General features: G+C 47.0%; 21 protein-coding genes. 15 read left to right on the top strand and 6 right to left on the bottom strand.

All coding sequences use genetic code 11. The features are described from left to right. Positions 1–16: 16 nt before the first annotated feature. Positions 17–1,249 carry a hypothetical protein gene (locus PHQ58_RS04930; RefSeq protein WP_300107789.1) on the top strand — a complete coding sequence of 411 codons (1,233 nt, stop codon included), beginning with the start codon at positions 17–19 and terminating at the stop codon, positions 1,247–1,249. Positions 1,250–1,285: 36 nt separating this feature from the next. On the opposite strand, the gene PHQ58_RS23625 is transcribed toward PHQ58_RS04930, so the two are convergent. Then, a complete protein-coding gene (locus PHQ58_RS23625) occupies positions 1,286–1,549 on the bottom strand; it encodes a PAAR domain-containing protein (protein ID WP_367187273.1) in 264 nt (87 codons plus the stop codon). 11 nt (positions 1,550–1,560) lie between these two features. Continuing rightward, complete coding sequence (locus PHQ58_RS04935; protein WP_300107792.1) at positions 1,561–2,361, bottom strand: hypothetical protein; 801 nt, start codon at positions 2,359–2,361, stop codon at positions 1,561–1,563. A gap of 79 nt (positions 2,362–2,440) precedes the next feature. Between PHQ58_RS04935 and PHQ58_RS04940 the strand changes: the two genes are divergently transcribed. Together PHQ58_RS04940 and PHQ58_RS04945 are read left to right on the top strand one after the other, a co-directional pair. Next, the gene (locus tag PHQ58_RS04940) at positions 2,441–4,924 is read left to right on the top strand and encodes a hypothetical protein (RefSeq protein ID WP_300107795.1); all 2,484 of its coding nucleotides are present in this window, start codon (positions 2,441–2,443) and stop codon (positions 4,922–4,924) included. Between the two features lie 56 nt (positions 4,925–4,980). Then, positions 4,981–5,460, top strand: coding sequence for a hypothetical protein (locus PHQ58_RS04945; protein WP_300107798.1), 480 nt, complete (start codon positions 4,981–4,983; stop codon positions 5,458–5,460). 63 nt (positions 5,461–5,523) lie between these two features. Here the strand turns inward: PHQ58_RS04945 and PHQ58_RS04950 are convergent, their stop codons facing one another. After that, the gene (locus PHQ58_RS04950; protein WP_300107801.1) at positions 5,524–6,147 is read right to left on the bottom strand and encodes a hypothetical protein; all 624 of its coding nucleotides are present in this window, start codon (positions 6,145–6,147) and stop codon (positions 5,524–5,526) included. A gap of 13 nt (positions 6,148–6,160) precedes the next feature. Then, on the bottom strand, positions 6,161–7,483 hold the full coding sequence (locus tag PHQ58_RS04955) for a hypothetical protein (protein WP_300107804.1): 1,323 nt from the start codon (positions 7,481–7,483) through the stop codon (positions 6,161–6,163). 117 nt (positions 7,484–7,600) lie between these two features. Between PHQ58_RS04955 and PHQ58_RS04960 the strand changes: the two genes are divergently transcribed. The 4 genes from PHQ58_RS04960 to PHQ58_RS04975 all read left to right on the top strand — a co-directional run bounded on the left by PHQ58_RS04960 (position 7,601) and on the right by PHQ58_RS04975 (position 10,345). Further along, the gene (locus PHQ58_RS04960; RefSeq protein WP_300107807.1) at positions 7,601–8,068 is read left to right on the top strand and encodes a hypothetical protein; all 468 of its coding nucleotides are present in this window, start codon (positions 7,601–7,603) and stop codon (positions 8,066–8,068) included. Between the two features lie 20 nt (positions 8,069–8,088). Then, a complete protein-coding gene (locus PHQ58_RS04965; protein WP_300107810.1) occupies positions 8,089–8,382 on the top strand; it encodes a hypothetical protein in 294 nt (97 codons plus the stop codon). Between the two features lie 44 nt (positions 8,383–8,426). Beyond that, positions 8,427–9,887, top strand: a complete 1,461-nt coding sequence (locus PHQ58_RS04970) for a ribonuclease H (protein WP_300107813.1) — start codon at positions 8,427–8,429, stop codon at positions 9,885–9,887. Positions 9,888–9,967: 80 nt separating this feature from the next. Next, positions 9,968–10,345: a hypothetical protein gene (locus PHQ58_RS04975; protein WP_300107815.1), complete on the top strand. Its 378-nt coding sequence runs from the start codon at positions 9,968–9,970 to the stop codon at positions 10,343–10,345. A 57-nt stretch (positions 10,346–10,402) separates the two neighbouring features. Here the strand turns inward: PHQ58_RS04975 and PHQ58_RS04980 are convergent, their stop codons facing one another. Both PHQ58_RS04980 and PHQ58_RS04985 read right to left on the bottom strand, forming a co-directional pair. Continuing rightward, a complete protein-coding gene (locus PHQ58_RS04980; RefSeq protein WP_300107818.1) occupies positions 10,403–11,344 on the bottom strand; it encodes a hypothetical protein in 942 nt (313 codons plus the stop codon). Positions 11,345–11,403: 59 nt separating this feature from the next. Further along, positions 11,404–12,249: a hypothetical protein gene (locus tag PHQ58_RS04985; RefSeq protein WP_300107820.1), complete on the bottom strand. Its 846-nt coding sequence runs from the start codon at positions 12,247–12,249 to the stop codon at positions 11,404–11,406. Positions 12,250–12,422: 173 nt separating this feature from the next. On the opposite strand from PHQ58_RS04985, the gene PHQ58_RS04990 reads away from it, so the two are divergent. The 8 genes from PHQ58_RS04990 to PHQ58_RS05025 all read left to right on the top strand — a co-directional run bounded on the left by PHQ58_RS04990 (position 12,423) and on the right by PHQ58_RS05025 (position 17,133). After that, positions 12,423–12,833, top strand: a complete 411-nt coding sequence (locus PHQ58_RS04990; RefSeq protein WP_300107823.1) for a hypothetical protein — start codon at positions 12,423–12,425, stop codon at positions 12,831–12,833. Between the two features lie 117 nt (positions 12,834–12,950). After that, positions 12,951–13,334: a hypothetical protein gene (locus PHQ58_RS04995; protein ID WP_300107825.1), complete on the top strand. Its 384-nt coding sequence runs from the start codon at positions 12,951–12,953 to the stop codon at positions 13,332–13,334. Between the two features lie 91 nt (positions 13,335–13,425). After that, positions 13,426–13,632, top strand: a complete 207-nt coding sequence (locus PHQ58_RS05000) for a hypothetical protein (protein WP_300107827.1) — start codon at positions 13,426–13,428, stop codon at positions 13,630–13,632. Between the two features lie 134 nt (positions 13,633–13,766). Next, positions 13,767–15,194: a hypothetical protein gene (locus PHQ58_RS05005; RefSeq protein WP_300107830.1), complete on the top strand. Its 1,428-nt coding sequence runs from the start codon at positions 13,767–13,769 to the stop codon at positions 15,192–15,194. A gap of 77 nt (positions 15,195–15,271) precedes the next feature. After that, on the top strand, positions 15,272–15,598 hold the full coding sequence (locus PHQ58_RS05010; RefSeq protein WP_300107833.1) for a hypothetical protein: 327 nt from the start codon (positions 15,272–15,274) through the stop codon (positions 15,596–15,598). 136 nt (positions 15,599–15,734) lie between these two features. Then, positions 15,735–15,878, top strand: coding sequence for a hypothetical protein (locus tag PHQ58_RS05015; protein WP_300107836.1), 144 nt, complete (start codon positions 15,735–15,737; stop codon positions 15,876–15,878). 107 nt (positions 15,879–15,985) lie between these two features. Continuing rightward, a complete protein-coding gene (locus tag PHQ58_RS05020; protein ID WP_300107839.1) occupies positions 15,986–16,360 on the top strand; it encodes a hypothetical protein in 375 nt (124 codons plus the stop codon). A 104-nt stretch (positions 16,361–16,464) separates the two neighbouring features. Further along, entirely contained in the window at positions 16,465–17,133 is a 669-nt protein-coding gene (locus tag PHQ58_RS05025) for a hypothetical protein (protein WP_300107842.1), read from the top strand. Positions 17,134–17,136 lie beyond the last annotated feature (3 nt).

A 17,136-nucleotide genomic window follows, 5' to 3' on the forward strand; every position in this document is an offset into this window, starting at 1 on the left:
CAAAAGGAAACCAATCATGTACCTTCTCATAGAAGCCTATGGCGTAAAGCTGGGCACCAATCAGCGCTGGTCGAAAGTGGACACAGCTCAAGCCACAATAAAACAATTGTTGGAAGCATTCCGAGAGCTTCAATTTACCTTGAAAGAAAAGCTTACCAGTAAGGTGGTTTTTCTTGACGCAAGTACCTTATTGCGGGAATACAGCACTGTGAACACCCTTGCTCCTGTGTTCTTTCAAAGTCTTGCTTTACCGCTGAAAACAAAGACGACCTCGCTGCTGATCAATAACAGCGTTGCAATGTATTGCGACGCATTTTCTGCCGGATACAGCGCGACTCCAGTTACCCGTGCCAACATCGCCTTGCAAGACAACCGCTTGCGTGAAGTAACTGATGTTCGCTTAACCCATAAGGCTAATGGTTTAAACTACGCTACATTTGCCAACCATTGCCTAGTGAGCGTGAATGGCTTTTTTCATTTGCCTGACACTGATGGCGTCAATGGGATTGTGGTATCGGATGCCATGAATTCCGTCAAACTCAGCGGCAGAAATCACATTGGCATTTATAGCTTTAAGGAAATAGGAGCGATTAAGTTGGTGCCTATTACAAAGGAAATGTTGTTGCCGTCTGATGACGTTAGAAAAATCAGTATCTTCATAGATCAAGACATTGGCAACAAACAGGTGCTGATTAGCCTAGGTGGATATTTGCATTGGATTGATAACCAAACAATCACAAGGACTGGCGACAAAACAATCAAAGTAGACTTTAGCAAGATTCCTCTCTTGGAGCGGTATTATGAATCCAGGCGATTCATAGATTTGTCAGGTCTACCCACTAACAATACGCCTGCTAACCCTACACAGATAGGCAGCAAAGACGCATGGACTGCTGAGTTTTTGGCAGAGTACCTGCAGTTGTCGCAGTCGTTCGTTGTGATACTGGATAAACCCAGTATCTATGTTGAGAAGCACCCGTTGCGTGATTCAAAAATCCCTGACACATACGTTCATTATACGCGCCCGCTGTTCCCACTGGTTTCCCATTGGGGTCGCTGCAATGAATACATTGCAACAGAGGACGATGACCATTACTTGCTGACTACAAGCGACTGCTCCAAAGAAAATTACCTTTTCAACACCATTGACAACCAGGCTTTCCTAAGCGTATCGGATGCGTTAGATCCTGACCAGCGCAGAGAACACTCTGATGTGTGGTTGCTTGAGATAGGTACCGAAACGCACTAACAGCATAATAGCCAGGGCGTACCCTGGCTATTATGCTCAATCGCCTTGCCAGGTGTCTGGACTACCTGCTGTTATCGTCGCACCGCACCCAGCCTTATCACCCACTAAAGAAATGGACTTCCCATTGCTAGTCGCACTGTAGTTTGAAGAGATGGGCGTCTTGCCGTGTCCACGAATAGGACAACTGTGCATATCGCCATCGATGCACTGCGTCTTTCCATTAACGGTGAATAGTCCTGTGGCAGTGACCATAGACCCACCGTGATCGCTGGTGTCACCTAATCGTACTAATTTCTTCATGTGTTAACCCATCAGTTAATTGAAGTTGCTGGAGACGTGATTCGCACGGAACTAGATCCATCGAGGGTGGTCGATGTGGTGTTGATCGCCAGTTTATTGGTATTAACAGTAATGCTGTCTGTCGTGGTAATGGTTAGATGGGTCTTATCCATGTCAAAGTGACTGCCGTCACTGTTCTTCATCTCTAACCGTCGCTCACTAGAATCCAGAGAGATGAAGTTGCCAGCATCGTCAGTGATGAGGACATAGCCTGTTTTGGTGTTGATCTGTATGTCGTAAGCAAAGGGCTCTCCATCTGCTTTACTGGTGTGAAAATGCACCAGCTTGTTGTGTGACGACACCTCGAAATAATAGGAATGGTCCGCATCCGTAGCATCGGCCTCATTGCGAGTGGCGCTGATAGCCCAGACAACAGTCTCTAGCTTTCTTAAGTTACTGTCTTGTTTGAGCGTGATCCAGTAGTATTTGTCGGCATCACCAAATTGAAAGATCATCACCGCTTCGCCCCGCCTGACATCAGGTGGTGTGAGGCGGTTAGAGTCACCGAACCTTAACCATTTCGCCTTAATGCTGACATGGGCTTTAACGCTGGATTGGTAGTGTCTACCCATAGCGTCTTGCGCGCTGCCTTTGTAGTCGGTGCCCTTCGAGGTCAGCTCACCATCCAGAAATGGCAACTCTTCAATGGGTGTAACCTCAACCTCATGGGAAGACAGTTTTTTATTCTCAGCAACCAGACCTATTGAATAAAAGCGCATTTTGGATAAAGAGACTTCTTCACCCCTAAACGTACCGGTTTCTTTGTGGTTCATACTTCGCCTTTTTAAAACACACAATAGCTAAAAATACCAATTCGACCCATCAATTGACAGAACTAACAGGTATGATATCGTGAAATATCTTCATATTGAATTGGTTGGATTCAAGCGCTTTTCGCTGAACAACATTGATCGTTTTTCGATGACCATCACGGAAGCCGTGCAACTGATCCTGGGGACCAACGGCAGCGGTAAGTCTTCACTGATGGAGCAGATCACTCCACTGCCCGCTAACCACGCAGACTTCAGCAAACAGGGAAGTAAAGTCATCACGATTTCCCACAACCGCCACATTTACACCTTAAAGAGTGTCTTCCATCCTTCACAGAAACACAGCTTTTTGCGAGATGATGAAGAGCTCAATGAGGGCGGCACGGTCACAGTACAGCGTGAGCTGGTCAAGCAACACTTTGGCATAACGCCAGATATCCATGAGCTGGCGTTGGGCAATGAGACTTTTACTGGCATGTCCCCAGCCCGCCGTAAAGAATGGTTCATCCAGCTGTGCGACACCAATTACGATTATGCCATCAAGGTGTACAACAAGTTGCGTGAAAAACACCGCGACTGTTTGGGTGCAATTAAACTCGCTAAGAAGCGGCTGGTAACAGAATCAGAAAAACTTATTCAAGACGATGAGGAGAAACAGCTGCATTTAGAAGCCATGCAGCTGTATGAGTGCGTGCAGTTCTTGGCAGAGTACAGGAAGCCCATAGAAGCGGATCTGGACAATCTAGAGGTCATCCAGTCTCAGCTGGACCAATCTCTTTTTGCCACAGCAAAATCATTAAACGACATACATTCTGGGATTGTCCATTTTTCAGGCAGCCAAGCAGACTTGGATATTATCGTGTCTGAGACGGAGCACGGTATCTCTCGATGCAGGACCATCATAGAAAAATACACCAACGACTATCACAAGAACCAAAAGAAGATTGAAGCACTTCAAAAAGCTGAAGAAAAAACCATTCAAGAAGTACAGGAGTCCTTGGCATTTCTGCTAAAGGAGCGCGATGCGTTTTGTCGCAACAGCATACTGACTGTGCCAGTAAAACAGCCTAAGTTGGCATTGGATGCACTCAATGCAGTAAAATTGTCTTTGATAGAAATCTTTTCTTCTATCCCCAAAAACGATGACCGGCGTTACAGCCAAGATGCCTATACTGCTACAAAGGAAAGACTGGCCAACTTCCAGGTCACTAAAGCTTCCTTGAGCGAAAAGATCCAAACCAAATCCTTGCGCTTGAAGCACCTGTTGGACCACAAAGATCAACCTGATCTGGAATGTCCCAAATGCAGCCACCAGTTTTCTCCGCATTACAACCAAGTCGAACACGAGCGGTTAGAGAAAGAACTGGTACTTTTGCAAAAGGAAATGGATACGTTCGTACTTCCTGCAATTTTGTCGCATGAAGAAAACTTACAGGGTTTTGCCGAATATGCAAGACTCTATCGGCAGTATGTTCAATCTGTATCGGCTTGGCCAATATTGAAACAGTATTGGGAATGGATGGCTGAACAAAAGATCATCACTGATGATCCCAGGAAAGGCACCTATTGCTTGTCACAAATCGATACGGATTTGAATTACCATATTCGAATTGAAGAAATCGATAAACAACTTAAAGAAAAAGAACAACTGATTTTGTCTCTCAAGGACGTAGGCGGTGCCGACCTAAAAGGCCTCACTGAACAAAACAATGAGCTGGACCATTTGCTGGCAATAGAAACCGACAACCTTAGACAGTTGACGCAAAAGAAAACCCAGGCATATAACGATTGCAAGCGCCTACTGCAGATCAGCACGTTGACAGCGAAGGTCAAAGAGATCATACAAAAGAAACGCACTTACAACAAAGAGCAAATCGAGACTATTAGAAGAACGGAATTCAATGCCGTTATACGAAAGCTGCACAGTGAGCTGGCCAGTCGAGAGCACGTGCTTTCTGGTTTGAAACAGCAAAAGGCGATTGTTGAAAACATCACCTTACAAATTTCAGACTTGGAGAAAGAAGAACAAGCTCTGAGTATTTTGGTTAAACAGCTCTCTCCTACAGAAGGACTGATTGCAGAAGGGTTGTTTGGCTTCATCCGAAACTTTGTGCACCAAATGAACGTCTTCATCCAAAAGGTGTGGACGTACCCACTCACGATACAAAGCAGTGTGATCCAAGAAGGCAATAGTCTTGATATGGATTATAAGTTTCCTTTGCTGGTGCAGAGCGCAGAAAATCGCGCGGCTGATGTGAGCAAAGGCTCTGTAGGTATGAAGGAGATTGTTAACCTGGCTTATCGCTTGACTGCAATGCGTTATCTTGGACTCCAGGAATACCCTCTGATCCTTGATGAATGGGGTGGTGCGATGGACGAAGCACACCGAGGACAGGCCAGCATGGTGATCAAGTCACTGGTAGAGCAACAAGTATGCAGTCAGTTGTTCATGGTCAGTCACTACTTTGCGCAATATGGCGCACTCTCTAATACTGAGGTTTGCGTGCTCAACAACTTGAATATCACAGTCCCTGTCAAATACAACACCCATGTTAAAATGAACTAAAGTGTAGAAATATACAGAACGATATCAATGACATGTAACTACTCAAAGGAACTCTAATGTCTTTTCAAATGCCTAAGAAACTCACTCCGCGTCAGCGAGAAAAACGAGTGCCCGGATGGGCGGTCTATAGAAGTGAGCAGTGCCAAGACATTGGGATAACCAGCTTTAGAGAATACGACAAAGAGAGTTTTTTCAAAAGGCTGCTGGGCGACCGAATTTTTAAAGATTCAAATTGGTACTATTTCCCAGATTTGCACAAGCACTATTACCAAGTCCTCCATACTTACCCAAAACTGCAGGAGCGTTTGAATGTCGTCCTTGATGAAATAAACAAGACTGTTTTTAAAGACATTATCATTCCGGTGCTGATGGTGCGCAATGATAAGGCTACTTTTCGGCTGTTCTGCTTGCCGCGCAAACCTCGCGTGCGTAATCGATTCTGGGCATATAACGAGGTCTACGAGAGGTTGGCGAGCTTTGCACAAGAAGTTTGGATCGATCTAGAATTACCCGAACATGTGCCAGTGACCACCTGATTGTTATCAAACAGCATAAACGCTCTGGAAAATCCCAGAGCGTTTATGCCATCTATTTTTTTTTTATGTCAACACGTTGTCTTTGATGTAGGTTTCTAGCAATTGTAGTTTTTGCTTTAGCTCAGTATTGGCGCTTTCCAGTACCTCACATTTTGCACGCAAGGACAATTCAGTCTGTGTGGTAATGGTGCGCGCCTGAGAAATCCGTTTGTGGTCATCGTGGCTAACGATGACAGGAGCGCCCACTACGGCTGCTTGTATCTCTGGCTTCACCCCTAGGTGCTCGTACACCAGTTGTCCTATGGCCACGTTCAATGCGTTGAGGTCCGTGGTTTCTGCGATTGCGGACAATGACACACCTAAGTACGTGTTGACGTACCTGACACCGTCAGTCACAGGCAAGCCAGCGAGCTTGTGTGAAGGAACCACAACCAGTTCCCCTGCGCCAGCCTGAAGCGTTACAAGTGCTCTATCTACGGAAACATCCAGATTGTAATTGTCCTCGGTATCTTCACTGAATAAATACACATCAGTCAATGGGTCTTGACCGGCTGCAATCAGTGCGTTTATGTTGGTTACTGAAACACAGCGGTATTCCAGCATGGAGTTAATCAGTTTGTCATAAGGGGCAATCGCAGCAAATAGCCCTGACATACCGACTTTAGGCAAAAGTGTGTTGGTAGCCATCGTTCACTGTTCGTTAGGTGTAAGCAGGCGTGCTGGGTTTACAAGCCACCAAGTAGTCGTGCTCACCAAGCCGTTGACTGATGTAGAGGATTCCGTTTCTGTTGAGCTTTTTCATGCGAAGCGGGATGCTTGTGTAATTGGTAGCGGTTTCTGCCACAATCACCATGTTCTCAATTTCCACTATCCAATTACGGGTGTCGAGTGACATCATCTCAAACAGCGTATCCGTAAAAGGTACGCTGATCAAGTCAGGGTACACCTGAGAAATGCTGCTCTGTCCACCTCGGTTATTCAGACCACCCACCACACTGACTGCAACAGATTTGTAATTGCACGAAAAAGCCTGAGCATTCTTCAGGATGTGTGCGCTAGTGAGCTCAGGGTGGCGCTCCTTTAAATAAGTCAGTTCTTTATCCAGCGAAATGATCGCCGAATAAGTACCTGAATACAAGAGCCGCTCAGGAATGGCTAAAGCGTGCCAGCGTGGGTACAGATAAAATTCACTGTTCTTGTAAATGTCGGGGAAAATTACTCGCCATTCTGCTTCACGACGCAGGGTATTTTTTGCAATATAATCCCTGATAGCGCCACGTATTACGTCTGCGTCATAGCCGCGTTTGCCGTAGATTAGCACCATCCAAGTGGTGTTAACCTTACTGCCGTCAGCCATAAGCCTAGAATAGTTCTCAGAGGTCAGTATGGTCTCAGGGTGGTCGTTCTTGATCTCTTGAATCTTTGTTAAGACCTTGCCCAGCGTGTTGGTATCAAGCAGCGACTGAATGACAATTTTATTTTGGAAGAAACTGTCAATGTCATCGATTGGTGGGACGATGATAACCTTGTATTCGTCGTACTGATCAGCAAACGCTGAATCACTGAACCACAGCGTAATTTTGTTGTCGTCAGATGGATCACCCGTGGCTGGTGTTAAGTTGGTCCAAGTCAGACGTTCTGGGAACTTAAGGCCTGGGCTGTACTCAATCAATGCGCCGGATTCAACGGCATTGATTTTTGTTGCAAAGTTGGTTTGCAGCTTCTCAGCCAGTGCATTGGGTGATACAATCTCAGAATCAGAACTGGCACTGTCATGCAACCATTGCGTGACTTCAAAGATTTGCTGCCTGAACGCAGCTGGCACCTCTACGACAGTGCCGTCATCGTAGTGGCATGCAAAGGAATAAAACCTTAACTGGTTGTCAGTGCCTCCGGCGTAAATCCCCTTATCTTCTGCATAGGTGAGGGAGTATGTCGAAATTTCACCAATAGGTGAAACTTCATTAACCGTATTACGAATGAGGCTCTCAATTGTGACAAAGCCTTTAATCTTCAGTTGCATAGTGACCTTTTACGTGTGTTTATCAAAAGAGGCCCAACAATGGACCCGTTAACTAAATCATAAAATGCTTAACACGGAAGGATGTACCGAGTGCTATGGACGCTTATTAAAGCAGGTATGTTTTTGTTTCCCTTCTTAAAAGAATTGTTTTTAGGCAAGGACTACAACAAAGGCACGCTACCTGCAGACCGCAAAAACACAACCAGATTCGCATGGCTGAAAAAACTCTTGATTGCAGCAGCCATAGTTTCTTTCATGTCTAATGTCTTGTTGGTCAAAAAGACCTACGACATGGCATATACGCTGCTGCAAGCAAACAAAGAGATTGCCAGATTACAGGGACTGTACCGCGAGAGAAGGGCACCAGAGCTGCAAAAAACAGCACCGCCCGTTCCTGAGCAGCCATTGCCTCGACCGCCACCCATCAGCGATATGCAGAGCAAGCCTGTGTTACCGAGGCGCAGTATCGGTGCAGAAAAAAAAGCACCACATTACAGCGAACAGATGTTTGATGAAAACAACACAGGCAGCGATGAGACAGTGTTTATCTTAGAACGCCTTAAACAAATCGATAAAATACAATGAAGTACCTTTATCTATTCCTTATGTGCGTAATCACCAGCGCCTGTTCGGTGTCCCAAGTGAATTTGCACTACGTGCCGATTTCTGTGGATAAGCCACTTTCTTCAAAGGCCTGTACACCGTTCCTGATGCCAGAGATGCTACCCGTTCCAGCTGCGCCCATTCACGAATACGCTGCGATTCCAGATCATGAGGATACCGGACGTATCCATGTGCTGGTGAATTACATCGAAAAGCTGCGCATGCACATCAGCGAAACAAAACGTCAACTCAATACCAATTACCAAAAACATTTAGCGGATTGCCAGTCAGAATAAAACATTGAACACGCTGATGTTTTGTACACCTACTGGAGCGTTAAATGTCTAAGAAAACTATTGAGAAGATTGAAGATCAACCCCACGGCATCGTCATGTACAGTGATGGCTCTGCCAATCCCAATCCTGGAACAGGAGGATGGGGCTTACACGGCTACGTCTATGGCGAACACCCTCCGAAAAAAGGAAGTGGTAACAGCACGCAATACTTGACTGAAAAAGGGTACGTGGAAAAGCTGCAGACCAAAGAGGTTAAACCTCAAGAGGTCAAGCCTTTGATGTATGTCGATGGATATGGCAGCTTCCCACACCCTGTAACCAACAACATCGCTGAAATCGTGGGCGCTGCCAATGCGTTTTCATTTGCACTAAAGCACGACAGCGTCAAGAAAGTCCAGCTGTTCACAGACAGTGAACATGTCCTCAACGGCGCAACCTCTTGGCTTCCTACATGGAAGAAAAACAATTGGATCAAGCGTGATGGCAATCCTGTGGCTAACAAAGAATTTTGGCAGGTGCTGGACGAGAATCTGCAAAAGCTCCTGGACAAAGGAGTATCGGTTGATGTCAAGTGGGTCAAGGGACACAGCAATGATTTAGGCAATCACATGGCCGATCTCAATGCTGATATCGGGACATTGAGCTCCAAGCAAAACGCTTACCGCGTGGAGTTCAATAAGTCGCCTGCCGATGGTTACTGGACACCTAAGAACAACAGACACCCTTTCATTTCGCACCGTCGAATCTATTTCAGTTCGCTGGAATCGATCAACGTGCCGGGTGAATACTATTTGGGCGAACACGGAAAAGACGACGAACTGCTGGGTAAGCGCACTGCAGATGGTTGTTACAGCTACTTGTGTCTAGAGACCCCTGACGAGTACATTGAGATGCTGAGGCGAAAGCAATGCGAAGCCTCCAATGGTCTTGACAGTATCATCATGGGTCGTTTGGACAAACTCTTTGAAGCCGCCACGCGCTCACGTTTAGATCGCTTCGGTGAGATATGCATTTACCGCCCTAAGTCACAAGTTCTTGATATGCATTTCCTCGATGGTGAGCCGCTCACCAAAGAACTCAATCCTCCACGGCTGGCCGTGCGCGCAGTCGAAGCAGTCAACACACTCAAAGGGTTGCTGCAATCGTGGAAAGACAAGACACCCAACACCGTAACCGCCACTGATCTGACAGATACGTTCTATACCCAGGACGAAAAGGGCAACACGGTGTTGAAGTCTGAGTTCATTGTAGGGTTCTCTACGCTCGCAGCACAGGTCTACTACGGTGATTTGGCTAAGGCACAACAAGAGCGTGTAGACCTCTGCATGGGTGTTGACCTACCTGACAGGAACACACTTAAGAAATTGGAAAAGCTCAAACCTGAAATCATAGTGATTACGTGGATGGAGTCTGAAAAGATGTTCCGCTACGCGACCATTGTGAAAGCAGGCAACGACCATGGCATTTGGGCTGGAATGTATTCGAACCTGCGAGTCCTGACGTGAGTATCCTTTAGTTGACATTTTTGGTCATTCACATGCCAGGTACATACGCCATTAACACCAATCCCTTGATGAGAGCTGTCATGAAAGTGATGCCTTCACGAATGAAGCGAATCATTTACTTGGCTTCTCTCACAGCGATTGCAAAGGAGACAAACATTCCAGAGAAAGCGCTTATCAACAAGCTGAATCGGGTACTGCATCTAAGTAGCACTGGAGACGATGCGCTAAAGCTGCCGATTCATCTGAGTCAGTTGATTTGGGCAGACAAAGTGGTGTTTCGACAAGACGTAAAGAAGCTCACTACCTGTGAGCCTGATGAGGTCAAAGCTTGCGCAGAGCGATTGGTTAAAGCCACGCCCAGTTGGTTTAGCTACGGCAGCGCCAGTATGTTGACAGATGACATCATTGCCTTATTCAGGAAAGACAACGACATCTTTGACAATAAAGCCACAGGGTAACGAACTCTACAAACAGCATAAAGAGGATGGGTCGCCCATCCTCTTTATGCTGTAAGTTTAAGGAACGACCCAACCCGGAGAAGAAGAAGCGGCAGCAAAGTGCCTGCGGATCGATTTCAGTGAAGTGCCTGAAGTGATGGCGTGGGTAGCGTATGTATATTTTTCCACGTTTGCAATGACAAGAGTAACTGTGATTCTACCGCCTGCAAAAATGCCCACTTCATTATTTCCGGCACCTGCTAAGTTCAGTCGTGCAAGGCCCAATGAGTTACCGCCATAGAAAGACAAGCTTGCATAATCGAGAATCTCTACAGTGTTCCGGATAGAGGCAGTGCTTCCGCCGCCTGCAAAACAAGCCATGGTAGCGTTGCCAGCGCCTGCTAACATGCTCCTACTTGCCGACAGAGCAATACCTGCAGCCCAAACGCCTGTTGCGTGGGTGTATTTTTTAGTAGAGGACGTGTTGTAAGTTCCAGTAAAGTTACCGTTAGTGGAGCCACCTGCAACAATTCCGAGTTCTAAATTACTTGCTGCGCCAGCACCACTTGCTGCACCAGAAAGACTAGTGTTTGGTCCATAGGTAAAATTGGCGTAAGTGTATTTCTGGGCATTGGTTAGGCTTGCGGCACTGTAATAGCCTAATGCAAAAATTCCGTGTGTTTCATTTCCAAACGCAATATGCTCATGTCTTCCGCTTGTTAGTGTTTGTGATCCAGATGCCGCAGTGTTGGCTGCGTAATTATAAATGGTAGTTTGGGTGCTGTAGTTGGCGCCGTTAGCGGCACCGCCAGCGAAAACACCCACGCTGGAGTTACCTGTACCTGCGTGGAGAGCCAGTGTAAGCGGTAGGCCATATCCAGCGGTTACCGCGTCGTTAACGTAGTGGTATCGGTCAGTGATGGAAAGTGTTGTTGAACCTGTCGAGCCGCCGGCAAAAAGAGCATAACGCCATAAGCCTTCTATAAATTTACGCTTACCTGACATTAATAATTCAAACATATTTAATACTTTCAAAAATAAAAAAGTAACTGGGGCTACCAGTTACTTTAAATGTGTTTTTAAATGCTTTTCTGGATGTGCTCAATCGTGTTCTTCACGCTGCCATTAAGCGCCAAAACACGGTAATACGTGGTGCTGAAGAATTGCAGTTGTTGTGCCACTTCGTAAGCACCTGCAGCCAGGTTCTGCGCAGCTTCTTGGCTGGTGGACTTGGCGTTGTCTTTACTCAGGTTTTGGTAAATGATTTCCAAGTAGTCCGTACATTGCTTGACTTGTCGTGCAATGCTCTCACGGTTGACAGACTCCACATTGATCACGCAGCTCTTGAGTTGAGTGAATATGTCTTTCCAGTCGGCATTGCGCTCGACTACTGCGCCTACTTTGGTGACGGCTTTGTAGGAGTTCTTTTCGTACAGCTTGGCCAAACTCGCGTAGGCCTCGTCACGAATGCTCTTCAGTTTTTCGTAGGTGGCTTGTTCGCTTTTGGTACTGATGTTGGCATTAACATCTGACACCATTTGAGCCAGTAGGAAAAGATAAGGGCTTGTAACATCACGTTGAATGTCCTTCAAATAAGTGGTGACAGGCACCAGGGTTTTCAAATATTCCAAATACGTCACACTCACGCCTTCAGGCACAAATGCACGCAGTTCACGCAGCTCCGTATACGGTACGCTTTCAATCTCAGACAAGAACGCTTTTTGGTACTTGTCTAAAGGAACAATGTCAGGCAAGACCACGGCTTCTTTGGTAGCAGAGAATCCTTGTATGATTCCCGGCATGATGCCCTTTAGTTTAGCAGCTGCCTCAGACAGCGTACTAAAACCTTTGGTGATGGCGTCATTGAGCGACTCGCTGGCATAGCGCAGCTTTTCTTCAGGAGTAAGAGTGTAGGTCAGTTTCATAGTTAAATGATTCAAGAGAGTGACACGGCATAGCATGGCCGCATTGGGGGTTAGAAAGCTGGATTCCAGATTTTTTCAATCACATATACCAATCGTGAGCTTCTACAAGTGTAGTTAAGTTTAGGTGATTGAACTACCTATTTTAAAGTGTTCTGTTCTTTTGGAGTTTTATCATGGCTAAGATCATCATCACTTTCGCCGAAGTCCGCGCCGCGAGCAACCTGGTCGCTACTATCATCGACGCCGCTCTGGAGAACGGCGTTGACTACGCGGTCGAGAACCGCTGCAAGTTCGTGAGGAAGAGCGAAGAAATTCGCAACATGTCCGACGAGGGCGTCCGTAGCTTCTTCCTGGAGACAATGAACGAAGCCGAGCGTAAGCTCGTCAACGTCGGGTACAACGACATCACTGTCGAAGTCCCCGAAAAATTCATCATCAAGTATTTTGCCGCCAGCGAAAAATTTGTGGTGAAAGCCGCACCGATCTTGAGCGCGATGGCTAACCTGGCCAAGAGCTTTTTCAACGTCGTCAAGGCGTTCGAGAAAGACTTGGCTAAGCTGGCCAAAGAGACCTTCGGGTCTTAATCTGCCTAGGTAACTAGGTGGTCGGATCGCCTAGTCATAGGCGGTCTCTTTATGGGTTTCATTCAGGAACCCATAAAGAGACAATGTCGTCTCGTGTGTTTCCTTTGGAGTTTTATCATGGCTAAGATCACTATCGTTTCCAACCGCATCATCAACCGCCGTACGCTGACCGGACGCCGTGGCGTCCGAAAGGATGTCAAATACATCGAATTCCGCGCCGCGGACGGCCAGCTCCACGGGGCTGACAAAAGCTGCATGCTCGCCGACCGCGAGGTCGGCGCCATATCCGGCGTCCGTCACTTGTTGAATGTGTTGGACGCAGAAGGCAGCTGGTCTGTGCTGCCGAATGGCGGCACTCTGGGGTACTATGAGGGGGGGTTAAACAGCGAGACCAGTCTTCCGGCTGGAACACTGTTTAAAACTGCTCAGGAGGGCAATGCTGCCGCCAGCTCGACGTACTACGTCCGCCGCCCAGGTGTCGACTACAGCCTGGGTCTCTGACCCAGGGCGGCAGGATCACCCAGCAATGGGTGATATTTTTTAACAAGAGCAGCTAGAAAAGTAGCTGCTCGTTTGTTTCATGGAGGTAAGAATGAAACATATAAGAAACGCCATCACTTCGGTGAGGTCCATGCGTGGGCCCGCCGAAGGGGAGCTTCTGGTTGACCTGCAGGTCAACCAGGAAAGCATCCTCGGGCCCAGTGCCCGAGGACTATTCACCGCTGAACAAGCGGTGAACTATATCAAGGACCATCCTCGACTGGAGATAACTCCAGTCGAGAAATGGATTCTCGACTAATCCCAGAGGCTCTCGAAAGAGAGCCTCTAAAGAAAGCTCCGGCTTTCTTTTTTTTTCATCCAAATTAAATACCTAGACCTATGATCTTCTGAGCCACAAACACTGTCGGCAAGCAATACTTCAGAAGGACCCTCATGACGTTCAATCTCCAACCTGCATTTACCCAAATCCCATTTGTCAAAATCTCGTACAACATTGGTTGTATGCTTGACATTCCTACGGGTGTCTACGAAGTAGGCGTTCATGGAGAGAGCATTCTTAACGGAGGCCTGGGTGCCATTACTGGTGTGGTGGGCATCGGCAATAATTTCAAATCCACGATTATGCACTTCATGATGTTGTCCGCAATGTCAAGGTTTGCAAGAAGTACGGCCAATACCTACGACACTGAAATCAACATGTTGCAGTCTCGTCTGTCGCAACTCGCATGTGCAGTCAAGGACTTCTGTGGAGAAGATGTGATTGATAATGGGCGTTGGCAGATCACAGATAAAACCTTGTACTACGCCAACGAATGGTACGAAATCTGGAAAAAGTTCATTAAAGAAAAACGAGACAACCTTTCCAAGATCAGCATCACCACTCCGTTTATTGATCGTGACGGTGTCACGCTGATGAAGGTGAGTGTTCCTACCTTCACAGAAATCGACAGCTTCAGTGAATTTGAAACTGAAGACGTGGCAGCCATGCAGGCCAACAACGAGCTGGGTGATTCAGGTGCGCTCACACTGCACATAAAGCAAGGCCTGTCCAAGCTGCGTTTCTTGACGGATATCCCTAAGCTGATTGCTAACGGCAACAATCCCTTGCTGATGACTGCACACATCGGTAAAGAAATTCCCATGGATACCCGTGCTCCTGCAGTCAAGAAATTGCAGTACCTCAAGAACGGTGATAAGCTCAAGGGCGTGACTGATAAGTTCACCTTCCTCACCACCAACTGCTGGCAGTGCCAGAACGCTACACCGCTGATCAATGACACCACTAAGGCTGCAGAGTATCCGCGCAATAGCGACGAGAATCAGCGCAAAGGTGACACCGACTTGTTCCTTGTTACGCTGGTGCAGCTTCGAAGCAAGACGGGCCCTACCGGCCTCATCATGCAAATTGTAGTGTCTCAACAAGAAGGCGTACTGCCGTCCTTGTCAGAGTTTCACTACTTGAAGACCATGGACCGTTATGGTTTCGGCGGAAACCGAGACAACTATTACATGGAACTTCTTCCTGAGGTGAAGCTTTCGCGCACCACAGTGCGTGGTAAGTTGGATCGTGATGCCAAGCTTCGACGTGCCATGAACATCAGTTCAGAAATGTGCCAGATGAAGATGCTGTGGAGCAGGCTACCGGAAGACCTGATCTGCACACCCAAGCAACTGTATGATGACCTGATTGCTTTGGGCTATGATTGGGACACCTTGCTCAATACCCGTGGCTGGTGGACGGCTGATAACGACAATCACCCAATTCCTTTCCTTTCTACCATGGACCTTTTGAAGATGAGGAAGAAGGAATACATTCCATTCTGGTTCACAGAAGAACAACGCAGCAAACTCAAGCTGTAATTTTTAATAGCCGAGCAATCCATTAGGTGTGTAAACCACACCTAATTCTTTAACAACATTAAGAACCGTTAGCCATTATGCAGATCCTCACCCAAAACGTATTTCAAGAAGTTCGCCAACCTGGAGACATTGATCTGGTCGAACAAATCACTGCCATGCTTGTGCGCGAAGGACACCCTAATCCCACTGCTTGGCACGATCACCCGAACATTGTTCAAGCCAAACAAGCCGCGCCTAAGCTGCAGCGCTTCCTCATCAACCGTTACTGGCGAATGCGCTTGGGTCAATGCGAAAGCTCTACCGTCGCAGAGCGTTTCTGTTTGATCGAAGACGGTACAGATAAAGAATGGTTGTCCTTGTTTGATTCAGGTGTATTACCTGCCATTGTCAATTACGTCCTTTGAATAGCGCAGCATAAAAGCTCTGGTACTTCCCAGAGCTTTTATGCCGTCTAAAACTCTAATGCAGATTTTTTCAATCACATATACTACTGGTGACCTTCTACAAGTCTGTGGAAGATAACCCTTTAGGAGAATTGAAATGAAGGCAAAACTTTACGCTTGGGTGATGGTGATAAGCGGCATGGCTGCGGCCGTGACCGCCGAGTACAATTTGCCAGCAGCGCTTGCGCTGCTGGGCGTCGTCGCTTTCGCGCTGGTGAAAGCACTGAAGCACTGCGATTAATCTCAGTGCACTGGATCGCCTAGCCATAGGCGGTCTCTTTATAGGTTTCAGTCAGGAACCTATAAAGAGACAATGTCGTCTCGATTGATTTCCTTTGGAGTTTTATCATGATCAACGCAATCTACAACAAAGTATTCAACAACGAAACGGCGCTGCGCCAGCAGCACCTCGAGCTGCGTGAGGTGGATCACCGGATCATCAGAAAGGTGATCGACAAGATCGGTAATGTAGGATTCTTTGATGGGTATTCCATCGAGGAATGGCAACTTATTGGTGAGGTCAGCTCCAGTAAGCTGGCAGAAGGCGAGTCTGCCCACCGTGAGGTCAGCATGATTGCTGACCCGAAAAACCGAAGGGTTCTTTGCTGCGTGCCGCTTGATCTGCAGGATGCCACCCACCCTCTAGAGGTGTGGGCAATAATCGCTGACATCGTCGGCGAGGTGGCCTTACGCCACACTACTGTGGTTTACAGCAAGGATTAATCCCCTTGCTGTAAATCCAAAAAGAAAGCTCCGGCTTTCTTTTTTTTTTTTGTTTAATGGCCGTCCGCCCATGAAATGATTAGACCACACACAAAGGAACCGCTATGGCAGGAAATCGCAAAGCTGCAGAAAAGCTAATACTGGATACTATTGAGAAGATTTGTCCAGGAGGAGAGAACGCCCAACTCTATAAAGACTTGTTTGCCGGAATGGATGACAAAGCGTTCGAGACTTTCATCAATGACTTAGAGTCCGAAAAACAACGCCTGGCAATTATCGCTCCTAACTTTGGCAAGTCCAGGTTATCTACAGAGAGAAACTTAGCCATTGCTGAAGAGCTGGGACATAACTTCTTCCAGCGTGTATGGATGCCTGCAAAGGGTGACAGACCCGCTTACCTCACGCCTATCCCTTATCTGGTGGTGGATCTTCCATTACGCCGACAAGCCCAGTTGTTGGATAAGAAAATCTCTATTCCTGAAGACAACAACTCTGTGGATGACTTCACTGGACAGCCCACAGGTAAATCAAAAGGCTCCAAGATATCGTACCCTGAGGTGCAAGTCTTGGCTGCTTTGGGTCTCCAAGAGAACTTGGTAGAATTCATGAAGTACCGAGGTGGTGATGAAAAAGGATTTAATGCCATGAACGTCACTATTGGACGAACGGGTGGCGTCAGTCTTAAAGCCATAGAGCCCTTCTCTGGTAAGGTCAAGAGCACACAATCTTTGAAGACAATGCTGACGGCAGCACATTTGAAAAATACTCTGTAAGGA

It is taken from the genome of Rhodoferax sp., from assembly GCF_028688795.1.
In the GTDB taxonomy this organism is placed as follows: Bacteria; Pseudomonadota; Gammaproteobacteria; order Burkholderiales; family Burkholderiaceae_C; genus Rhodoferax.